25 protein-coding genes and 1 tRNA gene are annotated in these 24,569 nt (G+C 61.4%); 18 read left to right on the top strand and 8 right to left on the bottom strand.

The features are described 5' to 3' along the window. Positions 1-52: 52 nt before the first annotated feature. Positions 53-691 (bottom strand): HD domain-containing protein, encoded by a 639-nt coding sequence (locus ACIQTW_RS20975; protein ID WP_402941199.1) that lies wholly within the window; start codon positions 689-691, stop codon positions 53-55. Between the two features lie 322 nt (positions 692-1,013). Here ACIQTW_RS20975 and ACIQTW_RS20970 point away from each other — a divergent pair, with 322 nt between their 5' ends. From ACIQTW_RS20970 to ACIQTW_RS20930, 9 genes are all read left to right on the top strand, one after another. Next, positions 1,014-2,024, top strand: coding sequence for an ABC transporter substrate-binding protein (locus ACIQTW_RS20970; RefSeq protein ID WP_402941196.1), 1,011 nt, complete (start codon positions 1,014-1,016; stop codon positions 2,022-2,024). Further along, positions 2,021-3,013 (top strand): amino acid ABC transporter permease, encoded by a 993-nt coding sequence (locus tag ACIQTW_RS20965; RefSeq protein ID WP_402941193.1) that lies wholly within the window; start codon positions 2,021-2,023, stop codon positions 3,011-3,013. The genes ACIQTW_RS20970 and ACIQTW_RS20965 overlap by 4 nt, the downstream gene beginning before the upstream one ends. Continuing rightward, on the top strand, positions 3,010-3,783 hold the full coding sequence (locus ACIQTW_RS20960; protein ID WP_402941190.1) for an amino acid ABC transporter ATP-binding protein: 774 nt from the start codon (positions 3,010-3,012) through the stop codon (positions 3,781-3,783). Before ACIQTW_RS20965 ends, ACIQTW_RS20960 begins: the two co-directional genes overlap by 4 nt. 91 nt (positions 3,784-3,874) lie before the next feature. Further along, positions 3,875-4,753 carry a LysR family transcriptional regulator ArgP gene (locus ACIQTW_RS20955; protein WP_402941187.1) on the top strand — a complete coding sequence of 293 codons (879 nt, stop codon included), beginning with the start codon at positions 3,875-3,877 and terminating at the stop codon, positions 4,751-4,753. 28 nt (positions 4,754-4,781) lie between these two features. Then, entirely contained in the window at positions 4,782-5,501 is a 720-nt protein-coding gene (locus ACIQTW_RS20950; protein WP_402941184.1) for a B3/4 domain-containing protein, read from the top strand. Between the two features lie 55 nt (positions 5,502-5,556). Further along, positions 5,557-6,435 (top strand): EamA family transporter, encoded by an 879-nt coding sequence (locus ACIQTW_RS20945; RefSeq protein ID WP_402941181.1) that lies wholly within the window; start codon positions 5,557-5,559, stop codon positions 6,433-6,435. 231 nt (positions 6,436-6,666) lie between these two features. Continuing rightward, positions 6,667-7,713: a homoserine dehydrogenase gene (locus ACIQTW_RS20940; RefSeq protein WP_402941178.1), complete on the top strand. Its 1,047-nt coding sequence runs from the start codon at positions 6,667-6,669 to the stop codon at positions 7,711-7,713. Continuing rightward, positions 7,706-9,121, top strand: a complete 1,416-nt coding sequence (locus tag ACIQTW_RS20935; protein WP_402941175.1) for an aldehyde dehydrogenase family protein — start codon at positions 7,706-7,708, stop codon at positions 9,119-9,121. Before ACIQTW_RS20940 ends, ACIQTW_RS20935 begins: the two co-directional genes overlap by 8 nt. After that, the gene (locus tag ACIQTW_RS20930; protein WP_402941173.1) at positions 9,118-10,494 is read left to right on the top strand and encodes an aspartate ammonia-lyase; all 1,377 of its coding nucleotides are present in this window, start codon (positions 9,118-9,120) and stop codon (positions 10,492-10,494) included. The genes ACIQTW_RS20935 and ACIQTW_RS20930 overlap by 4 nt, the downstream gene beginning before the upstream one ends. 93 nt (positions 10,495-10,587) lie before the next feature. Here ACIQTW_RS20930 and ACIQTW_RS20925 read toward each other — a convergent pair whose 3' ends face one another. Then, positions 10,588-11,043: an Lrp/AsnC family transcriptional regulator gene (locus ACIQTW_RS20925; protein ID WP_402941171.1), complete on the bottom strand. Its 456-nt coding sequence runs from the start codon at positions 11,041-11,043 to the stop codon at positions 10,588-10,590. Further along, entirely contained in the window at positions 11,021-11,968 is a 948-nt protein-coding gene (locus ACIQTW_RS20920) for a LysR family transcriptional regulator (protein ID WP_402941168.1), read from the bottom strand. The genes ACIQTW_RS20925 and ACIQTW_RS20920 overlap by 23 nt, the downstream gene beginning before the upstream one ends. A 150-nt stretch (positions 11,969-12,118) precedes the next feature. Between ACIQTW_RS20920 and ACIQTW_RS20915 the strand changes: the two genes are divergently transcribed. Genes ACIQTW_RS20915 through ACIQTW_RS20905 form a run of 3 tightly spaced genes read left to right on the top strand, consistent with a single transcriptional unit; the run spans position 12,119 to position 14,701 of the window. Further along, on the top strand, positions 12,119-12,721 hold the full coding sequence (locus ACIQTW_RS20915; protein WP_402941165.1) for a helix-turn-helix domain-containing protein: 603 nt from the start codon (positions 12,119-12,121) through the stop codon (positions 12,719-12,721). Further along, a complete protein-coding gene (locus ACIQTW_RS20910; protein ID WP_402941162.1) occupies positions 12,714-13,454 on the top strand; it encodes a B3/4 domain-containing protein in 741 nt (246 codons plus the stop codon). The genes ACIQTW_RS20915 and ACIQTW_RS20910 overlap by 8 nt, the downstream gene beginning before the upstream one ends. 29 nt (positions 13,455-13,483) lie before the next feature. Beyond that, positions 13,484-14,701: a trans-sulfuration enzyme family protein gene (locus ACIQTW_RS20905; protein WP_402941160.1), complete on the top strand. Its 1,218-nt coding sequence runs from the start codon at positions 13,484-13,486 to the stop codon at positions 14,699-14,701. 20 nt (positions 14,702-14,721) lie between these two features. On the opposite strand, the gene ACIQTW_RS20900 is transcribed toward ACIQTW_RS20905, so the two are convergent. Further along, positions 14,722-15,981: an MFS transporter gene (locus tag ACIQTW_RS20900; protein ID WP_402941157.1), complete on the bottom strand. Its 1,260-nt coding sequence runs from the start codon at positions 15,979-15,981 to the stop codon at positions 14,722-14,724. Beyond that, on the bottom strand, positions 15,982-16,869 hold the full coding sequence (locus ACIQTW_RS20895; protein WP_402941154.1) for a dihydrodipicolinate synthase family protein: 888 nt from the start codon (positions 16,867-16,869) through the stop codon (positions 15,982-15,984). Between the two features lie 115 nt (positions 16,870-16,984). Between ACIQTW_RS20895 and ACIQTW_RS20890 the strand changes: the two genes are divergently transcribed. From ACIQTW_RS20890 to ACIQTW_RS20880, 3 genes are all read left to right on the top strand, one after another. Beyond that, a complete protein-coding gene (locus ACIQTW_RS20890) occupies positions 16,985-18,382 on the top strand; it encodes a PLP-dependent aminotransferase family protein (RefSeq protein ID WP_402941152.1) in 1,398 nt (465 codons plus the stop codon). A 143-nt stretch (positions 18,383-18,525) separates the two neighbouring features. Then, positions 18,526-18,840: a DMT family transporter gene (locus ACIQTW_RS20885; RefSeq protein ID WP_402941149.1), complete on the top strand. Its 315-nt coding sequence runs from the start codon at positions 18,526-18,528 to the stop codon at positions 18,838-18,840. After that, positions 18,840-19,190 (top strand): DMT family transporter, encoded by a 351-nt coding sequence (locus tag ACIQTW_RS20880; protein WP_402941147.1) that lies wholly within the window; start codon positions 18,840-18,842, stop codon positions 19,188-19,190. Before ACIQTW_RS20885 ends, ACIQTW_RS20880 begins: the two co-directional genes overlap by 1 nt. Positions 19,191-19,218: 28 nt before the next feature. On the opposite strand, the gene ACIQTW_RS20875 is transcribed toward ACIQTW_RS20880, so the two are convergent. The 3 genes from ACIQTW_RS20875 to ACIQTW_RS20865 all read right to left on the bottom strand — a co-directional run bounded on the left by ACIQTW_RS20875 (position 19,219) and on the right by ACIQTW_RS20865 (position 20,725). Further along, a complete protein-coding gene (locus ACIQTW_RS20875) occupies positions 19,219-19,446 on the bottom strand; it encodes a hypothetical protein (RefSeq protein ID WP_402941144.1) in 228 nt (75 codons plus the stop codon). A 155-nt stretch (positions 19,447-19,601) separates the two neighbouring features. Next, a tRNA-Thr gene (locus ACIQTW_RS20870) sits at positions 19,602-19,678 on the bottom strand. 168 nt (positions 19,679-19,846) lie between these two features. Further along, complete coding sequence (locus ACIQTW_RS20865; RefSeq protein WP_402941141.1) at positions 19,847-20,725, bottom strand: DsbA family protein; 879 nt, start codon at positions 20,723-20,725, stop codon at positions 19,847-19,849. Between the two features lie 175 nt (positions 20,726-20,900). Between ACIQTW_RS20865 and ACIQTW_RS20860 the strand changes: the two genes are divergently transcribed. The 3 genes from ACIQTW_RS20860 to ACIQTW_RS20850 all read left to right on the top strand — a co-directional run bounded on the left by ACIQTW_RS20860 (position 20,901) and on the right by ACIQTW_RS20850 (position 24,479). Next, positions 20,901-22,403: a trehalose-6-phosphate synthase gene (locus ACIQTW_RS20860; RefSeq protein ID WP_402941139.1), complete on the top strand. Its 1,503-nt coding sequence runs from the start codon at positions 20,901-20,903 to the stop codon at positions 22,401-22,403. Next, the gene (gene otsB / locus ACIQTW_RS20855) at positions 22,393-23,190 is read left to right on the top strand and encodes a trehalose-phosphatase (protein ID WP_402941136.1); all 798 of its coding nucleotides are present in this window, start codon (positions 22,393-22,395) and stop codon (positions 23,188-23,190) included. Before ACIQTW_RS20860 ends, otsB begins: the two co-directional genes overlap by 11 nt. Before the next feature lie 206 nt (positions 23,191-23,396). Further along, on the top strand, positions 23,397-24,479 hold the full coding sequence (locus ACIQTW_RS20850; protein WP_207596410.1) for an ABC transporter ATP-binding protein: 1,083 nt from the start codon (positions 23,397-23,399) through the stop codon (positions 24,477-24,479). Positions 24,480-24,569 lie beyond the last annotated feature (90 nt).

Raw genomic sequence — 24,569 nt, 5'->3', positions numbered from 1 at the left:
GTTGTAAACGACGCTGCTGGCGCCGGCGAATTCACCGGCTCCAGCGAAAACCTTATTCCGGCCAATCGTTATTCTGGATGATCTGCACGAAGTTCGATCGTACGAATGACGGATCGAAGTGAGCGAGCACGTCGTCGTTCATTGTCCCGAACGTCGTGTCCGGGCGCTCCCGCATTCCCTCGTAGAACGCTTCCAGAATTTTTCCTTTGAATCCGGGCCTTGGATGCGAAGCGAGGACGTTCGCGCGTTCAGTCGGCGAAATCTTATCAAGGTTCATTCCCAGCACGTCGGTCTCCACCCCCAGCGATACAACCGCCACGTCGGGACCCAAATGCTCTGGAATCCCGGGTGTTGTGTGGAGGGCAATCGCCAACCAGACGTTCCGGGCATCTTCCTCGGAACGGCCGTGCTCCTTCAGGAAATCAAACGCCAAATCCGCGCCGTCGACTTCGAAACGCTGCCCGGTGCTTCTGTACTTGGCTGTCAGTCCCAGATCGTGGAACAGCCCGCCGACGTAGGCGAGTTCGGGGTCCACTTCCCAGTCCCTTGCGCGAGCCTGCAGGGTTCCCCAGAGGAAGACCCTGCGGGAATGGTGAAAGACAGCTGCCTCCGCTGCATCCATCACCAGTGATGTGGCTTCGCGGACCAGTTCAGTTTCGGGCACTTCGACGCCGGCGATAAATTCGGTCATTTTTCCTCCTGGATGGGTTACCTACCCAGCATTTCGTGGCGTCGACGGCGAAGGAACCGTCCAAAACGACAACCATCCCACAGATTCGGACACTTCCGGGAAGGTGCTTGCTGCTAAACGCCTGCAGCGATCCGGCGTAAATTCTCGTAAGCCTAACCTTAACCGTCGATTCGAATATGGGCCGTTGGTGCACGGTGTTGTGATCCATACCATTGACCCATCGCACTTTCCCGCAAGCCCCATGACGCAGCGCTGCAGAGACTCGACAGGGGCAGCACTCTCATTTTTCGCCCGCATCGGCGCACCATCATCAGGAGACAGCATGTCGGAATCGACAAACAGATCAAACGACCACCAGTTGCCCGCGGCGCAGCATCGGGACACAGGAGTCAAACCCGCTCCGCGCGGATTGAGGACTTTTGCCAAGGGTGCGGCCATCTTGACCACAGGCTTGCTTGCCTTGTCCGCGTGCACCAATGCTTCCGGATCCACAGCGAGTCCCACCTCCGGCCCGCACAATGCCACATTCGATCCCGTCAGCGTAACGGCGGATGAAACGCTCGCGTCACAGGTACCGGAAGCCATCAAGTCCAAGGGCACCTTGGTCATCGGCTCCGACACAACCTACGCTCCGGCTGAGTTCCTCGGTGGCGCGGACAACCGCACCCCCATGGGCTACGGCGTCGACCTCGCGAAGGCCATCGGAGCCACCTTGGACCTGAAAGTGGACGTACAGACCGCAGAATTCACAGGCATCCTCCCTGCCCTGGGACCCAAGTACGATCTCGGGATCAGCTCTTTCAGCATCACCAAAGAGCGGCTCGAGGCCGTCAACTTCGTCAGCTACCTCAACGCCGGGACAGCCTGGGCCGTGCAGAAGGGCGACCCCAGGAAGTTCTCCCCCGATGACGTCTGCGGAAAATCCGTGGGCGTGCAGACGGGAACAACCCAGGAAGATCCTGACCTCAAGAACCGCAACGATGAATGTGTCAAAGCCGGTAAACAGCCCATCGACATTGTCACCCTGAAGAACCAGACGGATGTCACCACACGCTTGGTCAACGGAAGCATCGACGCCATGATCGCAGAGTCCACCCTGATCGGATACGCCATCCAGCAGACCAACGGAGCCGTAGAAAAAGCCGGAGGGGTATACAACACCTCCCCGGTGGGCATCGCTGTCCCCAAGAATGACACGGCGCTGGCCGAGCTCGTCCGAAAAGTGGTTGCCAAGTTGATTGCTGACGGAACGTACCAGCGCATCCTCGATTCCTGGAGCAACTCCGACGGCGCCATCACCACGCCCGAAGTCAACCCTGCCGTGCAGTCATGAGCATTACCACCAACCCCTTGAGCACCATGCGGGGAAATCCTTCACCGGAGCTGATCAAAGCAGTTCCCGTCCGCCACCCCGGACGCTGGGTGGGAGCCGCCGCCATTCTTGTGGTGGCTGCCATTGGCATCCATAGCCTGGCCACCAACCCCAACTTCCACTGGGATACCTTCGGCCTGTACGTCCTCGACGAAAACGTTATCCGCGGCGTCGGTTGGACCTTGTTGCTCACCGTTCTCTCGATGGCCATAGCGGTGACCTTGGCTATTTTGCTGGCCTTCATGCGCCAGTCTGACAACCCTATCTTCCGGTGGTCCAGCTGGTTCTGGGTCTGGTTCTTCCGGGGCACCCCGGTCTACACCCAGTTGATCTTCTGGGGACTGGTGGCCGTCCTTTATCCTAAGATCACTCTCGGGGTGCCGTTCGGCCCGGAGCTACTTACCCTCACTACACAAGACCTGCTTAACGCTTTCTGGGCTGCGGTCTTGGGGCTCGCACTGAACGAGTCGGCGTATCTGGCCGAGATCTTCCGCGCCGGCCTGAAGTCAGTGGACAAGGGACAAATTGAAGCCGCTGAAGCCTTGGGCATGCGTGGCACAAAAATCATGTGGCGGATTGTGCTTCCGCAAGCGATGCGCATCATCGTCCCGCCAACCGGCAACGAAACCATTGGAATGCTCAAGACGACTTCCCTGGTTCTCGCAGTTCCTTTCACACTGGATCTAACCTTCGTCACCAATACCCTTGCCAACAGAAGCTACCTCCCCATTCCGTTGCTCATAGTCGCGGCCTTCTGGTACCTGGTGGTCACAAGCATCCTCATGGTGTGCCAGCACTTCATCGAGAAGCACTACGGGAAGGGCATCGATATTTCCACGCGCATCACAGTCAATCCCGCAGCCCTTCAGGCAGCCGGCGCAAGCGTCAACCTGGCACCGGCCACCACCACCCCTGATAGCGCACCAACCATTGAGGAGAACGGCCGATGAGGGCAGCAACCACCGATCTGGTCATGATTGAGGGCGTCCACAAGTATTTTGGGGATCATCACGTCCTTAGTGGCATCGATATGACCGTCAAACAAGGTGAAGTCGCAGTCCTGATCGGCCCCTCGGGGTCTGGAAAGTCAACCCTCCTGCGCTGCATCAACCATTTGGAGAGCATTAGCGCCGGCCGGATCCGCGTCAACGGCGAACTCATTGGATACCGCGAAAAGGATGGAAAGCTCCACGAACTGCATCTCAAGGACGTCGCCCGCCAACGCCGACACATCGGCATGGTCTTCCAACGGTTCAACCTCTTTGGCCACAAGACAGCCCTGGAGAACATCATTGAGGCTCCCGTGCAGGTCAGAGGGCTCGAAAAAGTTCCGGCGAAACGCCGTGCCCAGGAGCTCCTTGACCGCGTGGGACTCGCCCATCGCGCCGGTTACTACCCCGCGCAGCTCTCCGGTGGCCAGCAACAGCGTGTTGCCATCGCCCGGGCTTTGGCCATGGATCCGGAGCTGATGCTCTTCGACGAACCGACCTCGGCACTCGATCCTGAACTGGTGGGAGACGTCCTGGATGTTATGAAAGACCTCGCGAAGTCGGGCATGACCATGATCGTAGTAACCCACGAGATCGGTTTTGCCCGGGAGGTCGGAGACACTCTGACGTTCATGGACGGCGGGATCATCGTAGAGTCCGGCAATCCCCGCGAGCTCATAGCCAACCCTCAGCAGGAACGCACCAAGAGTTTCTTCAGCAAAGTCCTGTAAACAACGTCTCGATCCCCCAGGTGCGGGCCGCCGAGTCAGCGGCCCGCACAGGGGCAGGACCCAAACCAGCCAAGGTATTTACGTTTACACCATGAACTTCGAACATCTGAAGGCTCTAAGCGCCATCGTCGAGGCCGGATCATTCGATGCTGCCGCGACCCTGCTCGGCATCACGCCTTCCGCTGTCAGCCAGCGCATCAGGGCTTTGGAAACCTCTGCCGGGCAAATACTGGTCCGCCGCAGCCTGCCGAGCAGCCCCACGGAAGCCGGCGCCGTACTCCTGCGCACAGCCCGACAGATTCTAGCGTTGGAGGCAGACGCACTGCAGTCCTTGGGCCAAAGGCCTACGGGGCGGGCCACTGTTGCCCTCGCCGTCAACGCCGATTCGCTGGCCACCTGGTTTGTCCCGGTACTACAGGATGCGGCCGCATGGCCGGATACAGTGCTGGACCTGCACATCGGAGACCAAGACCACAGCAGCCGGTTACTGCGCCAAGGAGACGTACTGGGGGCAGTCACCACCGATCCAAAAGCCGCCGGCGGATGCCGGGCGGAGTTGCTCGGCGTGATGCGCTATGTCCCGGCAGCCTCAACTACACTGCGGCAACGGCACCAAACTTCTGATGGGGTGAACTGGTCGGAAATGCCGATGCTCCGCTTCAGCACCGACGATGACATGCAGCACCGCTTCCTTCGTTCCCAGGGTATTGAACACTTCCCCCCAACCCATACCATCCCTTCCTCCGAAGCGTTCCTTGCGGCCGCATGCGCCGGACTGGGCTGGGGCATGATCCCCGAGCAGCAACTCCAGCAGGACCTGTCCCATGGGCTGGTTCCCCTCCCCGGGGCCCCAAGTGACGTAGCGCTGTACTGGCAGTGCTGGTCAATGGTCTCACCACGTCTCGAACGAATCACCAAAGCCGTCCGGGCGGCGGGTAGCAAGCTTCGCCAATCTGACCCCCTTACATAGTGCACTAAAAGTGCAGTATGATGCCTTTATGGAAACCTCAACCCTTCTCGTGAACGCCAGCTACGTTGATCCGGCCATCTTTGAATTGCGCCCGGACTATCGAGCTCTGCTGCTCACCGTCGATGGCCTCGTACCGGGGGCCAGCAATGACGCAAGCGAGGCGCTACTCCATAGAGCGGAAGCTTCCGCCCGGCTGGCACTTCAGGAGCAAAAGGTGGAGGCACTCCCGCATGTCGCCGCGTGGCGAGCGGCCTATCAAGACTTCGGCGCCAAGCCCAACCGAACACGGAACAGCCTTGAGGCGCTCCTCCGGCGCGGTGCCACAGGACTCCCCAGAGTGAACCGGCTGACAGACATCTACAACGCCATCTCCGTGCTTTACCAAATCCCGCTCGGCGGTGAAGACCTCTCCAAATACAGCGGTCCGCCCCGGCTCATGCGCGCTACCGGCGAGGAACCTTTCGACACAACAGCCAACGGGGAGGCCGTCGTCGAGTATCCCGAACCAGGCGAAGTCATCTGGTGCGACGACGACGGCGTGACTTGCCGACGCTGGAACTGGCGGCAAGGCCGACGGACACAGCTACGGGACGAAACCTCCAGCGCGTTGTTCATCCTGGATGCCCTGGATCCTGTTAGCACTGAGGCCTTGAAGGCGGCTGCCGAGGAACTCGCAACCCACCTGACCGGGCTCGGGCCCGACATCACCATCTCAGACCATCTCATCAACAAAGCCACCCTGACGTGACCAGGCCTCCGAGGTTGCGCACAAGCAGTGGATGCCCGACCGAGGGGAACCAACAATGACCACTTCCAACCCCGCAATACCACCGTGGGCGCTGACCATAGCAGCCATGTTTTCCATCCAGCTTGGCTCTGCCCTGTCAGCAGGATTGATGCCGGCGCTCGGACCCATCGGAACGGCGTGGCTTCGGCTAAGCATGGGCGCGCTCATCCTGCTGCTCTTGGCCCGCCCGCCGCTGAAGTCCCTCCGCCTTCGTGACGCCCCGGCCGTCCTGGGTCTTGGCATCGCCGTTGGAGTGATGTCAGTGACGTTCCTCGCCGCCATGGAACGTCTTCCGCTTGGCACCGCTGTCGCCATTGAATTCCTTGGCCCGCTCAGCGTCGCGGCACTTCGCGGGCGGGGCGTTCGATCGTTGGTCTTGCCTGCAACTGCACTGGCAGGCGTCCTCCTGCTCACCGAACCATGGGCCAGCGAAGTTGACCTGATCGGCGTCGGTTTCGCTGCCATGGGCGCGGTCGGCTGGGCGGCCTACGTTCTGTTGACCCAAAAAGTGGGTGACCGGTTCAGCGGAATTGGTGGCCTCGCGCTAACCATTCCTATTGCAGCCGTGGTTGTGACGCCGTTCGGACTGCCGCAGGCTTTCGGGCACATCACATGGGAACTCGTTGCCGTGGCCGCCGCCCTGGCGGTACTGATACCGGTGCTGCCCTACATCCTGGAAATGCGGGCGCTACGTCGGATGACGCACACAGCGTTCGGCACCCTGCTGGCGTTGGAGCCCGCCATCGGCCTCCTGTTGGGTATGGTCGTGCTCGCCCAGTCCCCTTCGGCTCTCCAACTCGCGGGAATCCTGCTGGTTATCTTCGCAGGCGCGGCAGCACAACGCGGAGGGCACCGACAACAGCAGCCCCACATATCTGCGCCTGTACAGGCGTGAAACACAGTCCCCGCAACCCGGATACAGACAAAGCGGCCTTTCACACATTCGTGGAAGGCCGTTTTGCCTTTCCGTGAAGATTCCGGAGCATCAGGCCAATGGCCGATGCGGCCAAACTGCCCACATTTTTGGGCGTTTCGGCATCTCCGGCAGGCGATTCGTACCTAGGAAACTGACATACCCGGGAACGAGGCTTAAAGGACAGCATCACCGCCCTACCAAGGAGATCCCGTGACTACTTACAATCTGGCCCTGATCGGTTTCGGAGGCGTCAACCGCGCCCTGGCCGAATTGATCCGCGACGAACCCCAGCGCTTCACTTCCCTCGGGTTCGAGCTCCGCGTCGTAGCCATCACCGACCTTGCTTTCGGATCGCTTGTCCAGGGCGACGGCATCGACCTTGCAGCCGTCCTGGCCATGCCCCGCGGATCCTCCTTCGACGGGCTCCCTGGCGGCAGCTCCGACCCCCGCAACGAAGACGTCATCAAGAACAGCCTCGCCGACATCGTCGTCGAAGCGACCTTCACCAGCCCAATCGATGGCGAACCCGCCGTCTCGCACGTGAAGTGGGCCATCGAGTCGGGCAAGCACGTGGTGAGCACCAACAAGGGACCCGTCGCCCTCCGAGGCCCTGAACTGAGCAAACTCGCCGCAAGCAACGGTGTCCGCTTCGAATACGAAGGCGCCGTCATGAGCGGCACACCTGTTATCCGTCTTGCACACAAGATGCTCGGAGGTCTCGAGCTGACCGCAGTCCAGGGCATCCTGAATGGAACCAGCAATTATGTGCTGGGCCGCATGGAAGCCGGTTTGCGCTTGGACGAAGCTATCGCGGAGGCCCAGGATCTCGGGTACGCGGAGGCGGACCCGACCGCGGACATCGGCGGCTCCGATGTCCGGCTCAAGGTCGCCATTCTGGCCAACGAACTGCTCGGCGCCAGCATGAACCCCAGCGATATAGAGACCACTGGCATCCAAGACATCAAGAGCGATGACGTGGCCAAGGCGTTGGCAAGTGGACTTCGTTGGAAGTTGATCGGCGAAGCCCGCCGCGAGAGTGATGGCCGGGTCGTTGCCAGTGTCCAGCCGATCGCCCTGCCGGCCGATCACCCACTCGCAGGCATTTCCGGTGCCACCAACGCGGTGTCCTTCACCACCGACTTGCTCGGGGCAGTCACCGTGTCCGGCCCGGGCGCTGGTCGTGTGGAGACCGCCTACGCCCTCATCTCGGACATCATGGCCGTCAACGAATTCGTCAAAGGAGCCGTCCGTGCCTGAAACAGCGATTGCCGAAGTCAGCTCCACCGTGACAACCCACGATCTGGTGGTGCACAACAAGTTTGACGGTTCCGTTTTGGCAACGTTGCCCCAGTGCAGCGAGGCAGATGTACAGGTGGAACTGATCCGTGCCGCTTCCGCCGCTCCGGCAGCGGCCTCCATGCCCCGCCACGAGCGTGGGCGGATCTTGGACACCGCCGCGGACCTTCTTCAGGAGCGGTCCCAAAAAGTCGCGGAACTGATCGTTGCCGAAGCGGGCAAGACCATCAAACAGGCACGCAAGGAAGTCGCGCGGGCCGTCAACACGCTCAAGCTCTCGGCTGCAGAGACGCGCCGGAATGTCGGCGAAGTGGTTCCCTTCGACTCCTTCGCAGGCTCCGAGAACCGGCAGGGTTGGTTCACCCGTGAACCGTTGGGACTCATTGCGGCCATTACCCCGTACAACGACGCTTTGAACTTGGTGGCCCACAAGCTCGGCCCAGCGATTGCCGGCGGCAACACCGTGATTCTGAAGCCATCGCAACTGACTCCGTTGACAGCCATCCTTCTCGTGGACCTGTTGCGTGAGGCCGGCCTGCCGGCGGAGTTCGTCACCGTTGTCTTGGGTGATCGCACTATTGCGCAGACCATCATTGCCTCCAAGCTGGTCCGCATGGTTTCCTTCACCGGAGGTTTTGCCACCGGGCGTGCCATCGCAGCGAATGCCGGCATCAAGCGTCTGTCCATGGAACTCGGCGGCAACGCGCCCGTGATTGTGTTCGACGACGCCGACCTTGCCACCGCCGTCGAGGCCTGTGTCTCCGGCTCCTTCTGGGCAGCCGGACAGAACTGCATCGGCGCGCAGCGCATCCTTGTCCAAAGGACTGTCTTCGATGCCTTCTTGAAGGACTTCGTCGGCCAAACGGCTGCTTTGAAAACCGGCGACCCGCGCAACGAACAAACCGACGTCGGGCCGATGATCAGTAATGGCTCCGCGGTCGAAGCGAAGCGCAAGATCGATGACGCAGTGGCTGCCGGGGCACAGCTACTCACTGGCGGCACCCTCAACGGGCCAGTCCTGACGCCCGCTGTGCTCACGGGCGTCCCCCGCAACTGTGAGGCCTGGAGCGAGGAACTGTTTGCCCCCGTCGTCTTGGTGGAACCGTTCGAGACCGCCGAGGAAGCCATCAAGCTGGCTAACGACAGCGAATACGCCTTGCAGGCCGGGGTATTCACCAAGGACCTGGGCCGAGCACTGGCAACCGCCAAGGCGATTGACGCAGGCGGCGTGATGATCAACGACTCCTCGGACTACCGGCATGACGCAATGCCGTTCGGTGGTTCAAAATACGGCAGCATGGGCCGCGAAGGTGTCCACTTCGCCTACGAAGAAATGACCCAGCCCAAAGTCATCGCGATCGCCTCATGACCACAGGCGTAAGAATTGAACAGGACAGCCTGGGGACCTTGGCGGTCCCCAGGTCCGCCTTGTGGGGAATCCATACTGAACGGGCCATCCTCAACTTCCCCATCAGCGGCATCCAACTGGGAACCCACCGGCACCTGGTCCGAGCCCTTGCCCACGTAAAGAAGGCTGCGGCGCAGACCAACACCGAGTTGAGCCTGATCCCGGCAGACATTGGCCACGCCATCGTTGCAGCCTGTGACACTGTGGCCTCAGGCGACGTCGACCATGCTTTTCCAGTGGACGTCATCCAAGGTGGCGCCGGGACTTCCACCAACATGAACGCCAACGAGGTCATCGCCAACCTCGCGCTGGAAGCCTTGGGCCATCCCCGAGGCTCCTACGAGGTTGTTGATCCGATCGGGCACGTCAACAAGTGCCAGTCCACCAATGACGTCTACCCAACGGCGGTGCGTTTGGCTCTGGTGTTCGCTTTGGAGGACTTGTTGGAGCGCCTGGCCCTGCTTTCAGCTGCGTTCGCCGGACGGGGTCAGGCGTTCGCATCCATCCCGAAGGTTGGTCGTACGCAGTTGCAGGATGCGGTGCCAATGACCCTTGGTCAGGAGTTCACCGCGTTCTCCGTGACGCTGGAGGAAGACCAGCGCCGGCTGCGCGAGGCGGCTGCGCTGTTGCTTGAGTGCAGTCTGGGTGCCACCGCCATCGGCACGGGCATCACCGCCGATCCACTGTATGTTAACAGGGTCATCGACAAGCTCTCAGCCGTCAGCGGCGTGAAGCTGGTCCGTGCCCACGACTTCGTCGAAGCAACGTGGGACACCGGCGCCTTCATGACGTTCTCCGGAGCGCTCAAACGCACCGCTATCAAGCTGTCCAAGATCTGCAGCGACCTGCGGCTGCTCTCCAGCGGGCCGCAAACAGGACTAGCCGAGATCCGGTTGCCCGCGCGTCAAGCGGGCTCCTCGATCATGCCCGGCAAGGTCAACCCCGTGGTTCCCGAGGTCGTCAATCAGATCGCCTTCTTCGTCGCCGGAGCTGACGTAACTGTAACCATGGCGGCAGAAAACGGACAGCTTCAGCTGAACGCGTTCGAACCAGCCATAGCCCACGCCCTGCTTCAGTCAGTGAGCTGGCTGACCAACGGTGCCGACGTGCTGCGGGACCTTTGCGTGGAGGGCATTGAAGCGAACGAGGCTTTGCTGCGCTCCCGGGCGAGGGCCTCCACAGCGCAGGCCACTGCGCTGCTCCCGTTGCTGGGCTATGCAGTGGCGGCAGAGCTCGCCCACCGCGCCCTTGCTTCAGGGCACAGCGTCATGGACCTCGCTGTCACCGAAGGCCTGCTTCTGCCCGAGCAGGTTGAGGCACTGTTGGGCGCCTGACCAGGGTCAAAAGCTCGCAGCAAATCCGGCGCTGCGGACCTACGCGGGTCCGCAACGCCGGATTCTTTTATTTACTCAGTATCTGCGCACCATTTAGCGTGGAATCTGCCTGTCTATCACCGTCGAGAGGGATAAGGCAGTGGTTGTATCCCGGACTCCGGGAAACTCTGAAACCTGCCGCCAGATTTCCTGGATCCTGGCTGCGTCCGGTGCCTCCACCCTGGCGATCAGATCAAGCTCCCCACTCACGACGTCGCAGGTGATGATTTCCGGAATCGCCCGCAGGCCGGCGATGACGTCGCCACCCCTCATCCTGTCCTGACGCTGAATCAGGAGCACGGCGTTGACCGTGGGCGTTCCGTTCCCCGTGGATTCTTTGATGGTGTAACCGTTGATGAAGCCGTCCCGTTCCAGCCGTTCGACGCGCTGCCGCACAGCGTTACGGGAAAGCAGCACCTTCTCGCCAAGTTGAGCCAGGCTGATGCGGGCGTTTCGACGAAGCTCGGCAAGAATCTGCGCGTCTATCTCATCGCGTGGATTCTTGGGCATGGGCGCTCCTGACTGAGGGGGGTTGAACATGCGATTGGGCGATCCCGCGCAAAGCATCGATAACGACTGCCACTGCCCGGTGAACTACCCGTTCGGGGCGGACCAGCATGTCCACGTGGCGAACTGTCTGGACGCCTTCCAGCGGACGCAGGACGACGTCCTGGGATGCAGGAATCCGAACGGTATGCCGGGGCAGCAATGCAAGGTGTCCGCCTTCGGACACCATGGCCGCCGCAGTGCTGAAGTCATTGATCCTGTGCACAACGCGCATCGGATACCCGGCCGCAGCGGCTACGGCGTCGAGCATGTCGGCCGGTGAAAAACCAGCATGGGTGGAAATCCACGTCGTTCCGACCAAGTCAGCCGGTTTCAGCGTCTTCTTCATTGCCAGGTCATGGGACGAATGCATTGCCACATCCATGGGTTCCCGCAACAACGACAACACTGCAAGCCTGTCCCGGGGCCACGGGGGTGTGTGGCTCATTCTGTGGCCGATCACAATGTCGTAGCTGGCGGTCAGAGCCGGGAACGAAACACGGTCAACGTCTTCATCGACGCATTCAACCACTGGGAATCCTTCCGTATGTTCCAGGGCGGCCAGCTCGGGGAAGAACGTCATCGCAGCGCTGTGGAAAGCACTGACGCGCACGGTCCGGTCGATGCCTCCGACAAACTCGTCCACAGTGGCTTCGGCGCGAGTGATCGCCTCGGAAACAGCAATGGCCGCTACCGCTAGAGCCTGTCCGGCATCAGTGAGTTCAACGGATCGCCCCCGTTTCTGGGTTAAGGGGGCCTTGAACTTACGTTGGAGCGCGGCAAGTGACTGGGAAACCGCCGAGGGACTGACGCCAAGAGCGCGTGCCGTCGCGGCCACACTGCCATGATCACCGAGCTCGCGCAAGACGCTGAGTTGATATGGATCCATAAGCCTTACCTAAATTGTTGATAACAACATATCCCATTGGCGCTATGTTTCCGCCACTCCGGGCTGCGGCAGGAACAGATCACGGAACCCTAACCCTGACTAGCATCGATACCCATTGAAAGTGCACTCTAAGTGCAGTATGCTGCATTCATGGATGAGAACATCGCAACTTTGGCTTCGGCGATCGGCACTCGGGTGAAGCAGGAGCGCCTGGCCCGCCGAATGACGCTGGACCAACTGGCCGAAGCGGCGGGCGTGAGCCGCCGCATGCTGATCAACGTTGAGCAGGCAACCATGAATCCCAGCGTCGGCACTTTGCTAAGGATCAGCGACGCCTTGGGGGTAGGGTTGCCGGACCTGGTCCAGTCTCCCGAACCCAAGGCCGTCAAAGTGACCCGCCAAGGTGAAGGTGCCGTGCTGTGGAGCAGTGACTCGGGCGGACGCGGCGTGTTGGTCGGCGGAACAGAGCCACCGGAAGTGGTGGAGTTGTGGGACTGGATTCTCGGACCAGGCGACCAGCATTCAAGCGAAGCACATACTCCCGGCACCAAGGAACTCCTGCAGGTTCAGGAAGGCACCGTCACGGTGGGCATCGCGGATCAAACGGTCATTCTCGAAGTCGGGGATTCGGTTACTTTCCCCGGAGACGTGGCCCACTCGTACAGCAACAGCACCTCTGAGCCGGCACGGTTCTCCCTCGCGGTCTTTGAACGTGGTGTCGGTTCAGGCCATCGGGAGGCAGGCAATGCCTAGTATCCAAGCCCTTCAGGAAACCCTGGACGCCGCCCGAGTCGAACCCGCTGTTTTCGAACTTCGACCCGACTACCGGGCCCTGCTGGTTGCGGTCGATGGGATCGTCCCCGGGGCCAGCGATGAAGCAAGCAACGCTTTGCTGGAGCAAGCTGAGGAAGTTGCCCGCACAGCCCTGAGCGGGCAGAAGGCCGAACACCTTCCGCACATTGCCGCATGGCGGGAGGCGTACCAAGCCTTTGGAGCCAAGCCCAACCGCACACGCAACAGCCTTGAAGCATTGGTTCGCCGGGCGGACGCGGGTCTCCCGAGGGTCAACAGGCTCACCGACCTTTACAACGCAATCTCGGTCCTGCACCAGATTCCGCTCGGTGGCGAAGACCTCGCCCGTTACAGCGGGGCACCACGACTGATCCGTGCGACGGGTCAGGAACCTTTCGACACCATAGCCAGCGGAGAACCCATCGTCGAATACCCCGACGCCGGTGAAGTTCTCTGGTGCGACGACGACGGCGTCACCTGTCGCCGATGGAATTGGCGTCAAGGCCGCCGCACGCAATTGCGTGACCAGACCACCTCGGCATTGTTCATTCTGGACGCACTTGCACCCATGAGCACCGAATCGTTGCTTGCCGCAGGCGCTGACCTTAAGCGGCACTTGTCCACGCTGGGTTCAGAGGTCGTCAGCGTCCAGCGACTGATCGGCCACCAAATCTCTCCCTTGCCCACTGATTAGGGCATACCCTCCGAAAGGAAACCCGAACAATGAACCGCACACCTGACAAGCACAACCGGGCCTCCGTCCATGACGCTACCTGGGCCGTCCATGGAGGAAACAGCATCGACAAGGGCACCGGCGCCCTCCGCACTCCCCTGGTCATGGCCAACTCCTACCTTCTTCCGGACGACCCCTCGGAGATGGACTGGTCGAGCGTTGACGACGGACTGGTCTACACCCGAAACGCCGGCGCCAACCAGGTTGCCCTCGAAACAAAGCTTGCCGCTATGGAAGGCGCCGAAGCCGCAGCCGCTTTTGCCACCGGCGTCGCCGCCTTGCACGGAGTGTTCTTCGCCCTCCTGAAGTCCGGCGATCACGTAGTGGTTTCCAACGTCACCTACGAAGCGGTATACCGTCTTTTCGGGGAACTTCTTCCGGAAAAGTACGGCATCGAGGCCACCTTCGTTGACGCGGACGATCTGGAAGCTGTCCGGGCGGCCGTTCGTCCGAACACCAAACTGATTCACGCTGAAACCATCGCCAACCCCACCACCAAGGTGGCCAACGTCGCAGCCCTGTCCAGGATCGCCAAGGACGCCGGCGTCCTGCTGACCGTTGATGCCACGTTCACTCCGGCACCTTTCTACCGGGCCCTCGACGACGGCGCAGACTTGGTCATCCACTCGCTGACCAAGTACATCAACGGTCATGGCGACGCCATGGGCGGTGTGGTCATTGGACGACGCGAACTCGTCCAGCACATCCGACACGATGCCATTGTTGATGCCGGCGGTGTCATTTCCCCGTTCAACGCCTGGATGATCATGCGCGGTTCTGTCACTCTTCCGCTGCGTCTCAAGCAGCAATTCTCCAGCGCCGAGAAGGTTGCGGCGGTCCTCGAATCCGATGCCCGGATCGCCTACGTCCTCTACCCTGGCCTCGTCTCTCACCCGCAGCATGAACTGGCCGGCAAACAATTCGGAGGTCGCGGCTTCGGAGGTGTCCTCGCGTTCGCTGTCGAAGGTGACTCAAACACCCAAAACACCTTCGTGAAAAACCTGCAGGTCATCACCTCGGCAGTCTCGCTCGGCCACGATGAAACGCTGATCGTCCACGTTGGCCCGGACGCCCGCGGCGGATCCGAAAACTACCCGGCATCGTTCCACAAATACGGCCACCTGCGCCTGTCCATCGGACTTGAAGACCCCGAGGACATCATTGATGACATCCTCAGCGCCCTGGACAAGACCTTCGGTGACAAATAGCCACCATAGGACAGGAAGGGTCAGCGTCGGGACCGATCCTGATGGCGGTCAACCAAGGATGCCACCACCGCCGAGACGACGAGGCCGGCTGCCAGGTATAGGGGAAGCTGGGCCGCGGGCGCGATGAGTGCTCCCGCCAGTGCTGTCCCGGCCGAACCGGCAGTGATTTTCAGGGCGCCGATCCAGACGAACACCTGACCTCGCGCAGCGGGCGGCGCGTATTCGCTGCGGGCCGCCAAGGTGGAGGCGAAGAAGTAGGAGTTCAGTACGCCGGCACAAGCAAACGCTGCGACCGCCATCGGGAATGTCCCGGCCAGGGCTGCACCGCACAAGGCAATCCCTACCGCGGCGGCCAGCCAGGTCATTAGTGGGTCTGCGTCTGTTCGCAGCGGGCGGACCATGACTCCCGCCGAGCCCAGGAGCCCGCCCAGTCCATAGGCGGCTGTCAGGATGCCGGCTGCTGCCGGCGCTACGCCCAGTGCGCCTGTGGATGCTACAGCGGTGATCGGTAGTGCGGCCACTGACAGTGCTACGACAACGGTCATATAGAGGGTTCGTCGCAGCGGGCCATTGGAGATCATCATTAGAAGTGTCCGGCCAGGCCGTGGAACTTCGGCGGCAACCGAAGCTGGAGGCGTGTAGGGCAATAGCCTGATGAGAGCAGCTGCCACGAACGTCGCCCCTGCAAGGATCAGTGCTGCGGCGGCGGGATCTGCCCAGGCGGAGACGGCCGCAACCAAGGACGGCCCAATCGTCCCGCTGATGCCGTAAGTCGCCACGTCCCAGCCCTGAGCGCGCCGTTGGCTGGTGCGCTCAGGGCCTGCGATTGCGGCCAATCTGCTGCTGATCCCGCCCGTGAGGAGAGGACCGACCAGACCGGAAGCGATGAGCAGGAGGGCCGGGACGATGGGCGGAGTTACCGGGAAAAGAAGAACCGCAGCCGCCAGGGTTGCCCCATGGACAACACAAGCCCACGCAATTACTGTCCTGCCGTCCTTGGCTGTATCCAGGCTGCGCGCTATGAGGGGCCCGAAGAGATGCGGCGCAGTGATGCACGCACCCAAAATTCCAGCCAACCAGCCGGGCGCTCCGCTCGTGGTTGCCAGCAGAACTATCGCGACCACGGCGCCGCCATCGGCACTACGCGCCAGGGTGGCAGCCAGGACATAGCGTGCAAGGCCGCCCGGAGAGCCTGGCTGGTTCTGGTTCTTCCCTGCCAGGGTTACTGCCGCGCTGTGGCCTCTGCCTTCGGTTGTTTCGGAAGATTCAACCTGAGACATCTAAGCTTCCAAACCGCATTGCCGGATAGCCTCGGCCACCCTTTCCCGCCCCTCGGAATCCAAGCCGTGGAGAGGCAACGGCAAAGCCGAGGACGGCACGACGCCTAGGTCCTCAGCCAGGGCTGCGGTGACGCGCAGGCTTCCATAGCTGCGGAACAGGGACCAGAGGGGTTCCAAATCGGAGGAGGCGGCCAAAGCCAGATCGCTTCGCCCCGCGACAGCATGATCAACAAGGGTCCTTGCCTGTCGAGGCAACACCCCGGCAATCACTGAGTACCAAACGTTGCATCCGGCCAGCAGCGCCTCGGCGGCAGCCCAGTCTCCACTGATGCCCAGTGACGTTTCGTCCGGCAAACCGGCCTTGAGCTTGGCAACCCTGGCGGCTACTTCACCGGAGGCGGGCGGCGGAATCTTTACGGACGCAATTCCCGGGATCCGGGCAATCCTGGCGTGCAGGTCATCGCTGAAGGTAAAGCCGGTGGTGCTTGGGTTGTCGTAGACAACAATTGGAAGATCCGACTCTGCCGCCACAGTATCGAAAAGCCCGAAAACCTCGGCCTCCGATAGCTTCTGGTAGGACACCGGGGCCAGGAGCAATGCGGAAGCACCTGCTGCATGCGCATCAGCGGCGGACAGCAGCACGTCCCGGGTGCGCACTGCGCCGACTCCGGCGAGAACAGGCACCCCGTTGGCAGCCTCTACTGCAGCTTCAAGGACGGCCCTACGTTCCTCGCGGGAGAGGTAGGCGTAGTTTCCGGTTGAACCGAGAACACCCAGCGAATCCGCTCCGGCCTTCGCAGCACGGTTCACCACCCGGCCAAGTGCCTTCAGATCGACGCTTTCACCGGCCATGGGGGTGAGTGGGAATGCACTGAGGCCGTTGAACACTGGTTCCTACTTTCGTCATGCCGCAAAATCGCAGCGCTTCGTGGTGACACGGTCCATGCTTCCAAAAGCTTTGGTCCTACACTAGGTCCAAGAACGCGTAAGCCTGGAGGTCCAAATGACTGAAGCTGAAATACCGATTGAACTGGACAGGAACAGTCCAATGTCGCTCACGGCACAAGTGGCCAGCAAACTACGCACTGCAATCCTCAACGGCATTCTTCAGCCAGAGCACACGCTGCCTGCGACCCGAAGACTCGCAACTGAACTGGGAATTTCGCGAGGTGTGGTGGTGCGCGCCTTCGAACAACTTTCAGGCGAGGGGTTCCTCGAGAGCAACGGCGCGGGCGGGACCAAGGTGGCCATCCGCCCCGACATCCAGCCCCGCCCCTCCAACGGAAGACGACCCAGTAGGAGCACACCCCCGGCCGATGTGATCGACCTGACGCCTGGCCGTCCATCCGGATCACCGTTTCAGGACAGGCAATGGCGTACCGCCTGGAAGTCGGCCCTGGCGGAACAGGGGAATGTCCAACTTCCGCCACCCCTGGGGACCACGTCACTTCGGGAGGCGGTGGCGGATCACCTTGCCGTATCACGAGGACTCGCCGTCGATGCAGAAGACGTCATCATTACCGGTGGCACCAGTGACGCGCTGCATCTCGTAGTAGCCATGCTCCGCAACCGCTCGGCACAGCCCCGCATCCTGGTTGAGGATCCCGGCTACCCCACGGCACGCCGGGTCATGACCGCGGCCGGTGCTCAGCTGGCGACGGTGCCGGTGGATCAAAACGGCCTCAACAGCTCTCAGCTGGCCGTGCTGGAGGAAGTACCGGATGCAGTCCTGGTGACCCCGAGCCACCAATACCCCTTGGGCGGCAGGATGGCCGTCCAGGAAAGGCTTGGGCTGCTCAAATGGGCGGGCCAACACAGTGTTCTGGTGCTGGAGGATGACTATGACAGCGAATTCCGCCACAGCAGAATGCCCCTTCCAGCCATGGCATCCCTCCCAAGCGCGGCCGACGTCGTCCTGCTGGGAACGTTTTCCAAGAACCTAAGCCCCTGGCTGCGATGCGGATACTTAGTGGCTCGGGGCAACGCCGGAGAAATGCTGAAGGCCACGAGGGAGGCCTTGGACACGCCCGTGGCCGGGGTGCTGCAGTCGGCTATCGCCCACTACATCAAGGGCGGCGGGCTTTCCCGGCATGTCACTCGCGCCAGGCGCGAATATGCGCATCGACGATCCCTCCTCATCGACCGCCTGGGCCCGCGGGATGACTTGGAGCTCACCGGACTCGACGGCGGGCTGCATGCCGTCATTCGCTTCAAAAGCCCAGACGCTGCAAGCGTGGCAACAAAGGCCTTGGAGTTAGGAGTTCGGGTGGTTCCCTTGGCCGGGTACTACGCCGATCGCCCAGCCGAAAACGGCTTGGTGGTTGGCTATGGCGCCGTCTCCGACCTACAACTTTCCAAGGCCCTGACTGTTCTTTCGGGACTAATAGGGGGCGCTGCCTAAGGTCGAGCAATTTTCCCTCCGCCCGCAGGTTAAAGTGCACTCCACTGCCCTAATAGTGCATAATGAGTGTCACCCGCAGTGTTCACTAATCCATCAGCACGAAAAGGTGCAGATCAGGGTTTCACTTCAGCAAGGAAAAGCTCATGGCGTGGCTCGTACTCATACTGTCCGGCGTGCTCGAAGCCGTTTGGGCAACTGCGCTAGGCGCCTCAGACGGTTTCAAGCGCAAGCTTCCAACATTTGTCTTCATCGCTTCCATGGCCGTCAGCATGGCCGGACTGGCCTACGCGATGAGGGAACTGCCCACCGGCACGTCCTATGCGGTATGGGTGGGCATCGGCGCGGTACTAACTGCGGTGCTTGCCGTCCTCCGCAAACAGGAGAGACTCTCCCTTTCGCGCGCCGCACTGCTCACCACCTTGATTGGGTGCGTCGTCGGGCTGAAGGTGGTCAGCTGATGCACTGGATAGTACTTCTTGCCAGCGCCGTCCTCGAAGCCATATGGGCTACGGCCCTCGGGCAAAGTGAGGGATTCACCAACAGCGCTGCAACAACCGTTTTCGCTGTAGGCCTGGTGCTCAGCATGCTTGGCTTGGGATTTGCAGCCAAACAGATTCCAATGAGCACCGCCTACGCCGTATGGACCGGCACCGGAGCCGCGCTGACCGTTACCTGGGCAATGATCGAAGGCAATGAGACACCCACTGCGCTCCGAATAATCTTCCTCGTGGGCATCATCGCCTGTGTCATCGGTCTGAAACTCATACCCGCGAAGACCATCAAGGCAGCCGACAAATCAATTCCGTGACGCTCAGAAGCGCCCAACCGACGAGCCGTTAGGCTTCAGGCTTCTGGTTCGCGGTTACCTTCGCATGGAGCTTCGGGCCAATGAACTGCCCCAGGACAAGCCAGGAAATCGTCGCCACCAACGCGACATTGCCAAAGGCCAGGTTGCCGCCCGTGACACCGTTGATGTCCAGCCACACAATAAAATCGGCCACAAGGATAGCCAAGGTGATTGGCCACAGCGGGCGCCGCCACGCATACATTCTCTGTCCCAGCATTTCCGGTTCCCCCAAGCAGTTGATACTACGCCGGCCGCATGGCCCGTGTCCGCGCCCAGTCTTCAGCGAAGGCGCTGGCGCTGCAAGTCGACCCGCCCTGCATGTCAGACACGAAAAACCCCTCCACCCCGGAAAATCCGGAGCGGAGGGGTTCGTGGAGCCCCCTGTCGGATTCGAACCGACGACCCCCGCTTTACAAGAGCGGTGCTCTGGCCAACTGAGCTAAGGAGGCACGCTCCGGTTACCCGAAGCAAAGCGCGAAAGAGCGCTAGATAAGGTTAGCCCAGACCATCCCCGTCAACGAAATTCACGAGCAAAGCAACGGCAGCAACAAGGCCCAAACGCAACAGCGGCCGGCCACCCCCAAAGGGTGACCGGCCGCCGTCGTGATTTCCAGGGGTTAGCCCTTGGCGGTAATTGCCGTCTGGATCTCGGCGTTGAGGTCGGACCTGCCGTCCCACTGCTTGCCGTCGATGAACACGGTGGGCGTACCGGTGACGCCGATCGCCGCAGCTTCCTGCGTGGCAACCTTCACCCACGGACGGAACTGCTTGCTGTCGATGCAGGAGTCGATGTTGGCCGCACCGATTTCGGTGGCCATTTTCTTGAGGTCGTTGTCAGAGATGCCTGCTCCGCCTTCAGCCGGCTGGCGTTCGAAGAGCAGGTTGAAGAATTCCGCGTACTTCTCGGGGGAAGAGTTGACCACGCAGGCAGCAGCGTTGGCTGCACGGGATGAGTAGTTGGTGGTGGACTGGCGGTCCAGGAAACCGAGGGCGCGGTACTCAACCGAAATCTTGCCTTCGTTGCGAAGGTTGGTGAGTGACTCGCCGTAAGCGGTCTCAAACTGCTTGCAGACCGGGCAGATGAAGTCGATGTAGGCAACAACCTTGACGGGCTTGCCGGCCTCGGCCTCGCCACCGGGAACGGCTACCGTGGCGGGCTTGGTATCAAGAGGAGCCGGTACATCTGCCACGTTGACGGTGGCAGGTTCGGACTTCACAACTTCAGTGTTGGCAAGCAGCGTGATGCCGCCGTGAACGTTGCCGTTGGCCGGTGTTGGTCCTTGATCAGCTACGGGCGCGTTGTTCTGAGCATTACCGATAACCACAAACGCAATCAAAGCGATGATGACAACAACGGCCACCACGATGCCCCAGCCGACAAGAAGCTTGTTGCGCTTCTCCTTCTTCAGCTGTTCTTCGCGGATAGCGTGCGCTTTCTCCCGCGCCTGGGCGGTCTTTTCGGCCTTGGACAGGCGTGGTTCGTTTGCGGGGCTCATCAGTTCCTCGGGTATTCGACGTCAAAGTGCATTATCTAGGGCAACGGGGTCAGTTTACGGGAGCAAACTTGGGCTTTGCCCCACACCTCGTGGCCCGGTTGTTGAACGATCAACTGCCGGGGAAGATTCCGCTAGTAGGCTGGGAGTTGAGTCACAGCAACCCCAGGGAGCGTTAATGCAGGATTTGGCAAGCGAAAAACTCACTACCGAACAAAGCGCCAAGGCTTCTCCAACAAAGAAGCCGACGGCGAGCACGTTCGATTTCATGGTGGTTTCCAACCGGCTGCCCGTGGACCGGTGCAGCAGCGACGGAAACGACGACGGCGGAGATGGCTGGCGTCGTTCGCCCGGCGGCCTGGTCACGGCCCTCGCCCCGATGATGACAAAGTCCGACGGCGCGTGGGTGGGTTGGCATGGCGCCCCGGACGAGACTGTGCGCCCGTTCAGCCACGAAGGCATGGACCTGGTTCCGGTTCAGCTCAGCAGCCACGAAGTGGAGCTGTACTACGAAGGTTTCTCTAACGCGACCATCTGGCCGCTCTACCACGATGTCATCGCACCGCCCGAGTTCCACCGTACGTGGTGGGATTCGTACCGCCAGGTCAACAAAAAATTCGCCGACGCCGTCATTCGCCACGCCGCCGACGGCGCCACAGTGTGGGTTCAGGACTACCAACTGCAGCTGGTTCCGCGGATGCTCCGCGAGGCCCGACCGGACCTGAAGATCGGCTTCTTCAACCACATCCCCTTCCCTCCCCCGGAGATTTTCGCTCAGCTCCCGTGGCGCCGGGAGATCATTGACGGCTTGCTGGGCGCGGATCTTCTGGGGTTCCAGCGCCCCAGCGACGCAGGCAATTTCATGCGCTCTGCACGCCGGTTCCTGGGTGCCAGCGTCAAACAGCAGCAGGTTCATGTGAAGGGCCCGGACGGCGAAGTCACTCACATCGCCCGGGCACAGGCCTTCCCCATCTCCATCGACGTTGACCAGATCCGCGAGCTCGCGGCCAGGCCTGACATCATCGAGCGGGCCAAGCAGATCCGCAAGGACCTGGGCGATCCCAAGACCATTCTGTTGGGTGTGGACCGGCTGGATTACACCAAGGGAATCGGCCACCGCTTGAAAGCCTTCGAGGAACTCCTTCGCGAAGGCAGCATCAAGGTGGAGGACGCCACCCTGATTCAGGTGGCCAGCCCCAGCCGTGAACGCGTGGAACAGTACAGGCTGCTGCGCGAGGAAATCGAAGGCACGGTTGGCCACATCAACGGCACTTACGACACCATCCAGAACACGGCCGTCCGCTACCTGCACCACAGCTATCCGGTGGAGGAAATGGTGGCGCTGTACCTCGCCGCGGACGTCATGCTCGTAACCGCACTGCGCGATGGCATGAACCTGGTGGCAAAGGAGTACGTCACGGCACGCTCCGAAGATGACGGCGCCTTGGTACTCAGCGAGTTCGCCGGTGCCGCCGATCAACTCAAGCAAGCACTCCTGATCAACCCGCACGATATTGACGGACTCAAGTCGGCCATTTTGCGTGCGGTGAACCTCCCGCCCAAAGAAGCCCGCCGCCGTATGAAACTGATGCGCAAGCAGATCCTGGACCATGATGTAGATCATTGGTCAGCTGAGTTCCTGGCTGCGTTGGAGGAAAAGGTGGTGCGTGATGACAGCTGAGAGCCTTTCCCTGTCACCGGAACTGCTGGACGCCGTCCGGCGCATTTCCGGCACGGAACACCTCTTGGTCGCCCTCGACTTCGATGGGACCCTGTCCCCCATCGTGGACCACGCTGAGGACGCACGCCCCCTGCCCCGCTCCGCTGCTGCATTGGAAGCCCTCGCCCAACTTCCACGCACGACGACGGCCCTCATCTCGGGCCGCGCACTGGACAGTTTGAGGTTGGTCGCCTCGCCTCCGACGGACACGCTGCTGATCGGTAGCCACGGCGCTGAGGTCTGGCTGGGCGAGGGATCTTTGGGCCTTGAACTCGACGAAGACCAGCGGCTCAAGCTGGCCGCGGTCCGTGAGGTCCTTGCGGAAATCGTGAACATTGCACCGGGAACCTTGCTCGAGGACAAGCCTGCCGGCGTCGTCCTCCATACGAGGATGGCCGACGACGACGTTGCGGAAGACGCCGTCGAGGCCGCGATGCGGGTGCTCCGCGAGCACCCAGGTGTCTACCTGAAGACGGGCAAGCGCGTGCTGGAGACGTCCGTAGTCCATGCATCCAAGGGTGAGGCCGTGGAGTTCCTCCGTCAGGCAACCGGAGCTACGGCCATCCTGTTCGCGGGTGACGATGTGACCGATGAGGATGCCCTGGGCCGGCTGATGGGCGACGACGTGGGCATCAAGGTGGGTTTGGATTTCACTCAAGCCCAGTACCGGGTGGAGGCGCCGGTCCACGTGGCGGAGCTGTTGGAAGCCTTGCTCCGGGAACGTAAACGGGTCACCGCTGAGGCCTGAAGCGTGACGAACCCAACATGTGACGTTCGTAACATTTAGGTAGTTAGTCAAAAAGTCTGACATACTCTTGGTTGTGATGTGACGCACAGTACCGTGCGGCGTCGCACGATCCTCCCCGGCCATTGGCCGGGGAGTTCAACTGAAGAAAATGAACCATTCACAACGGATCGTCCGGCACGTACCTGCCGGTGAAGGGATTGATAACTGTGGCTACAGTTACTTTTGATAACGCTACGCGTCTGTACCCGGGCACAGATAAGCCCGCCGTCGATAAGCTCAACATCGACATCGCCGATGGCGAATTCCTGGTCCTCGTTGGACCCTCCGGTTGCGGTAAGTCCACCTCGCTGCGCATGCTCGCAGGCCTTGAGGATGTCAACGCCGGCCGCATCCTGATCGGTGATCGCGACGTCACGGACGTCCCGCCGAAGGACCGCGACATCGCAATGGTCTTCCAGAACTACGCCCTGTACCCGCACATGACCGTTGCGGACAACATGGGCTTCGCACTCAAGATCGCCGGCGTCTCCAAGGAAGAGCGTGCCGAGCGTGTCCGCGAAGCCGCCAAGCTTCTTGACCTTGAGCAGTACCTGGACCGCAAGCCGAAGGCACTCTCCGGTGGTCAGCGCCAGCGTGTTGCCATGGGCCGTGCGATCGTCCGTAACCCGCAGGTCTTCCTCATGGATGAGCCGCTTTCCAACCTTGACGCCAAGCTCCGCGTCCAGACCCGTACGCAGATCGCATCCCTGACCCGTCGTCTCGGCGTCACCACGGTTTACGTGACCCACGACCAGGTCGAAGCAATGACCATGGGCGATCGCGTTGCAGTCCTGAAGGACGGCCTGCTGCAGCAGGTCGACACCCCGCGCAACCTGTACGACCGCCCGCAGAACGTCTTCGTCGCAGGCTTCATTGGCTCCCCGGCCATGAACCTGCTCGAACTGCCTGTAGTCGACGGCGGCGTCCAGTTCGGTGGAACTGTTTACCCCGTGCCGCGCAACATCCTCGAAGAGGCTCACGGCCAGACCGTCACCGTCGGTTCCCGCCCGGAAGACCTCGAGACTGTCGGCAACGGCGAAGGCCTCCAGGTTGAGGTTGACGTCGTCGAAGAACTCGGCGCCGATGCCTACGTCTACGGCCACACCATCCTGGATGGCAAGAGCCACGACATCGTTGCCCGCGTCGACGGTCGTCGCCCCCCGATGAAGGGCGAGTCCATCTTCGTTCGTCCGCAGTCCGGCCACGTGCACCTGTTCGACACGAAGACCGGCCTCCGCCTGGGCGACTAGTCCCCAGCGGCGCTGACCAGTCTGTACGTTCCGCAGTGTGATAGCGGCCCGACCCCTACCGGTCGGGCCGCTCTCGCGTTAACCTTTCTC

The sequence above is a fragment of the Paenarthrobacter sp. NPDC090517 genome, from assembly GCF_044769165.1.
GTDB lineage: Bacteria > Actinomycetota > Actinomycetes > Actinomycetales > Micrococcaceae > Arthrobacter.
Note: the sequence above shows the minus strand (reverse complement) of the source record. Positions and strands in the feature narration are given on the sequence as shown.

Excerpts from the sequence above, each read along its gene's own strand:
- ACIQTW_RS20975 (WP_402941199.1), bottom strand. The coding sequence starts at position 691 with ATGACCGAATTTATCGCCGGCGTCGAAGTGCCCGAAACTGAACTGGTC.
- ACIQTW_RS20970 (WP_402941196.1), top strand. The coding sequence starts at position 1,014 with ATGTCGGAATCGACAAACAGATCAAACGACCACCAGTTGCCCGCGGCG.
- ACIQTW_RS20965 (WP_402941193.1), top strand. The coding sequence starts at position 2,021 with ATGAGCATTACCACCAACCCCTTGAGCACCATGCGGGGAAATCCTTCA.
- ACIQTW_RS20960 (WP_402941190.1), top strand. The coding sequence starts at position 3,010 with ATGAGGGCAGCAACCACCGATCTGGTCATGATTGAGGGCGTCCACAAG.
- ACIQTW_RS20955 (WP_402941187.1), top strand. The coding sequence starts at position 3,875 with ATGAACTTCGAACATCTGAAGGCTCTAAGCGCCATCGTCGAGGCCGGA.
- ACIQTW_RS20950 (WP_402941184.1), top strand. The coding sequence starts at position 4,782 with ATGGAAACCTCAACCCTTCTCGTGAACGCCAGCTACGTTGATCCGGCC.
- ACIQTW_RS20945 (WP_402941181.1), top strand. The coding sequence starts at position 5,557 with ATGACCACTTCCAACCCCGCAATACCACCGTGGGCGCTGACCATAGCA.
- ACIQTW_RS20930 (WP_402941173.1), top strand. The coding sequence starts at position 9,118 with ATGACCACAGGCGTAAGAATTGAACAGGACAGCCTGGGGACCTTGGCG.
- ACIQTW_RS20925 (WP_402941171.1), bottom strand. The coding sequence starts at position 11,043 with ATGCCCAAGAATCCACGCGATGAGATAGACGCGCAGATTCTTGCCGAG.
- ACIQTW_RS20920 (WP_402941168.1), bottom strand. The coding sequence starts at position 11,968 with ATGGATCCATATCAACTCAGCGTCTTGCGCGAGCTCGGTGATCATGGC.
- ACIQTW_RS20915 (WP_402941165.1), top strand. The coding sequence starts at position 12,119 with ATGGATGAGAACATCGCAACTTTGGCTTCGGCGATCGGCACTCGGGTG.
- ACIQTW_RS20910 (WP_402941162.1), top strand. The coding sequence starts at position 12,714 with ATGCCTAGTATCCAAGCCCTTCAGGAAACCCTGGACGCCGCCCGAGTC.
- ACIQTW_RS20905 (WP_402941160.1), top strand. The coding sequence starts at position 13,484 with ATGAACCGCACACCTGACAAGCACAACCGGGCCTCCGTCCATGACGCT.
- ACIQTW_RS20900 (WP_402941157.1), bottom strand. The coding sequence starts at position 15,981 with ATGTCTCAGGTTGAATCTTCCGAAACAACCGAAGGCAGAGGCCACAGC.
- ACIQTW_RS20890 (WP_402941152.1), top strand. The coding sequence starts at position 16,985 with ATGACTGAAGCTGAAATACCGATTGAACTGGACAGGAACAGTCCAATG.
- ACIQTW_RS20885 (WP_402941149.1), top strand. The coding sequence starts at position 18,526 with ATGGCGTGGCTCGTACTCATACTGTCCGGCGTGCTCGAAGCCGTTTGG.
- ACIQTW_RS20880 (WP_402941147.1), top strand. The coding sequence starts at position 18,840 with ATGCACTGGATAGTACTTCTTGCCAGCGCCGTCCTCGAAGCCATATGG.
- ACIQTW_RS20875 (WP_402941144.1), bottom strand. The coding sequence starts at position 19,446 with ATGCTGGGACAGAGAATGTATGCGTGGCGGCGCCCGCTGTGGCCAATC.
- ACIQTW_RS20865 (WP_402941141.1), bottom strand. The coding sequence starts at position 20,725 with ATGAGCCCCGCAAACGAACCACGCCTGTCCAAGGCCGAAAAGACCGCC.
- ACIQTW_RS20860 (WP_402941139.1), top strand. The coding sequence starts at position 20,901 with ATGCAGGATTTGGCAAGCGAAAAACTCACTACCGAACAAAGCGCCAAG.
- otsB (WP_402941136.1), top strand. The coding sequence starts at position 22,393 with ATGACAGCTGAGAGCCTTTCCCTGTCACCGGAACTGCTGGACGCCGTC.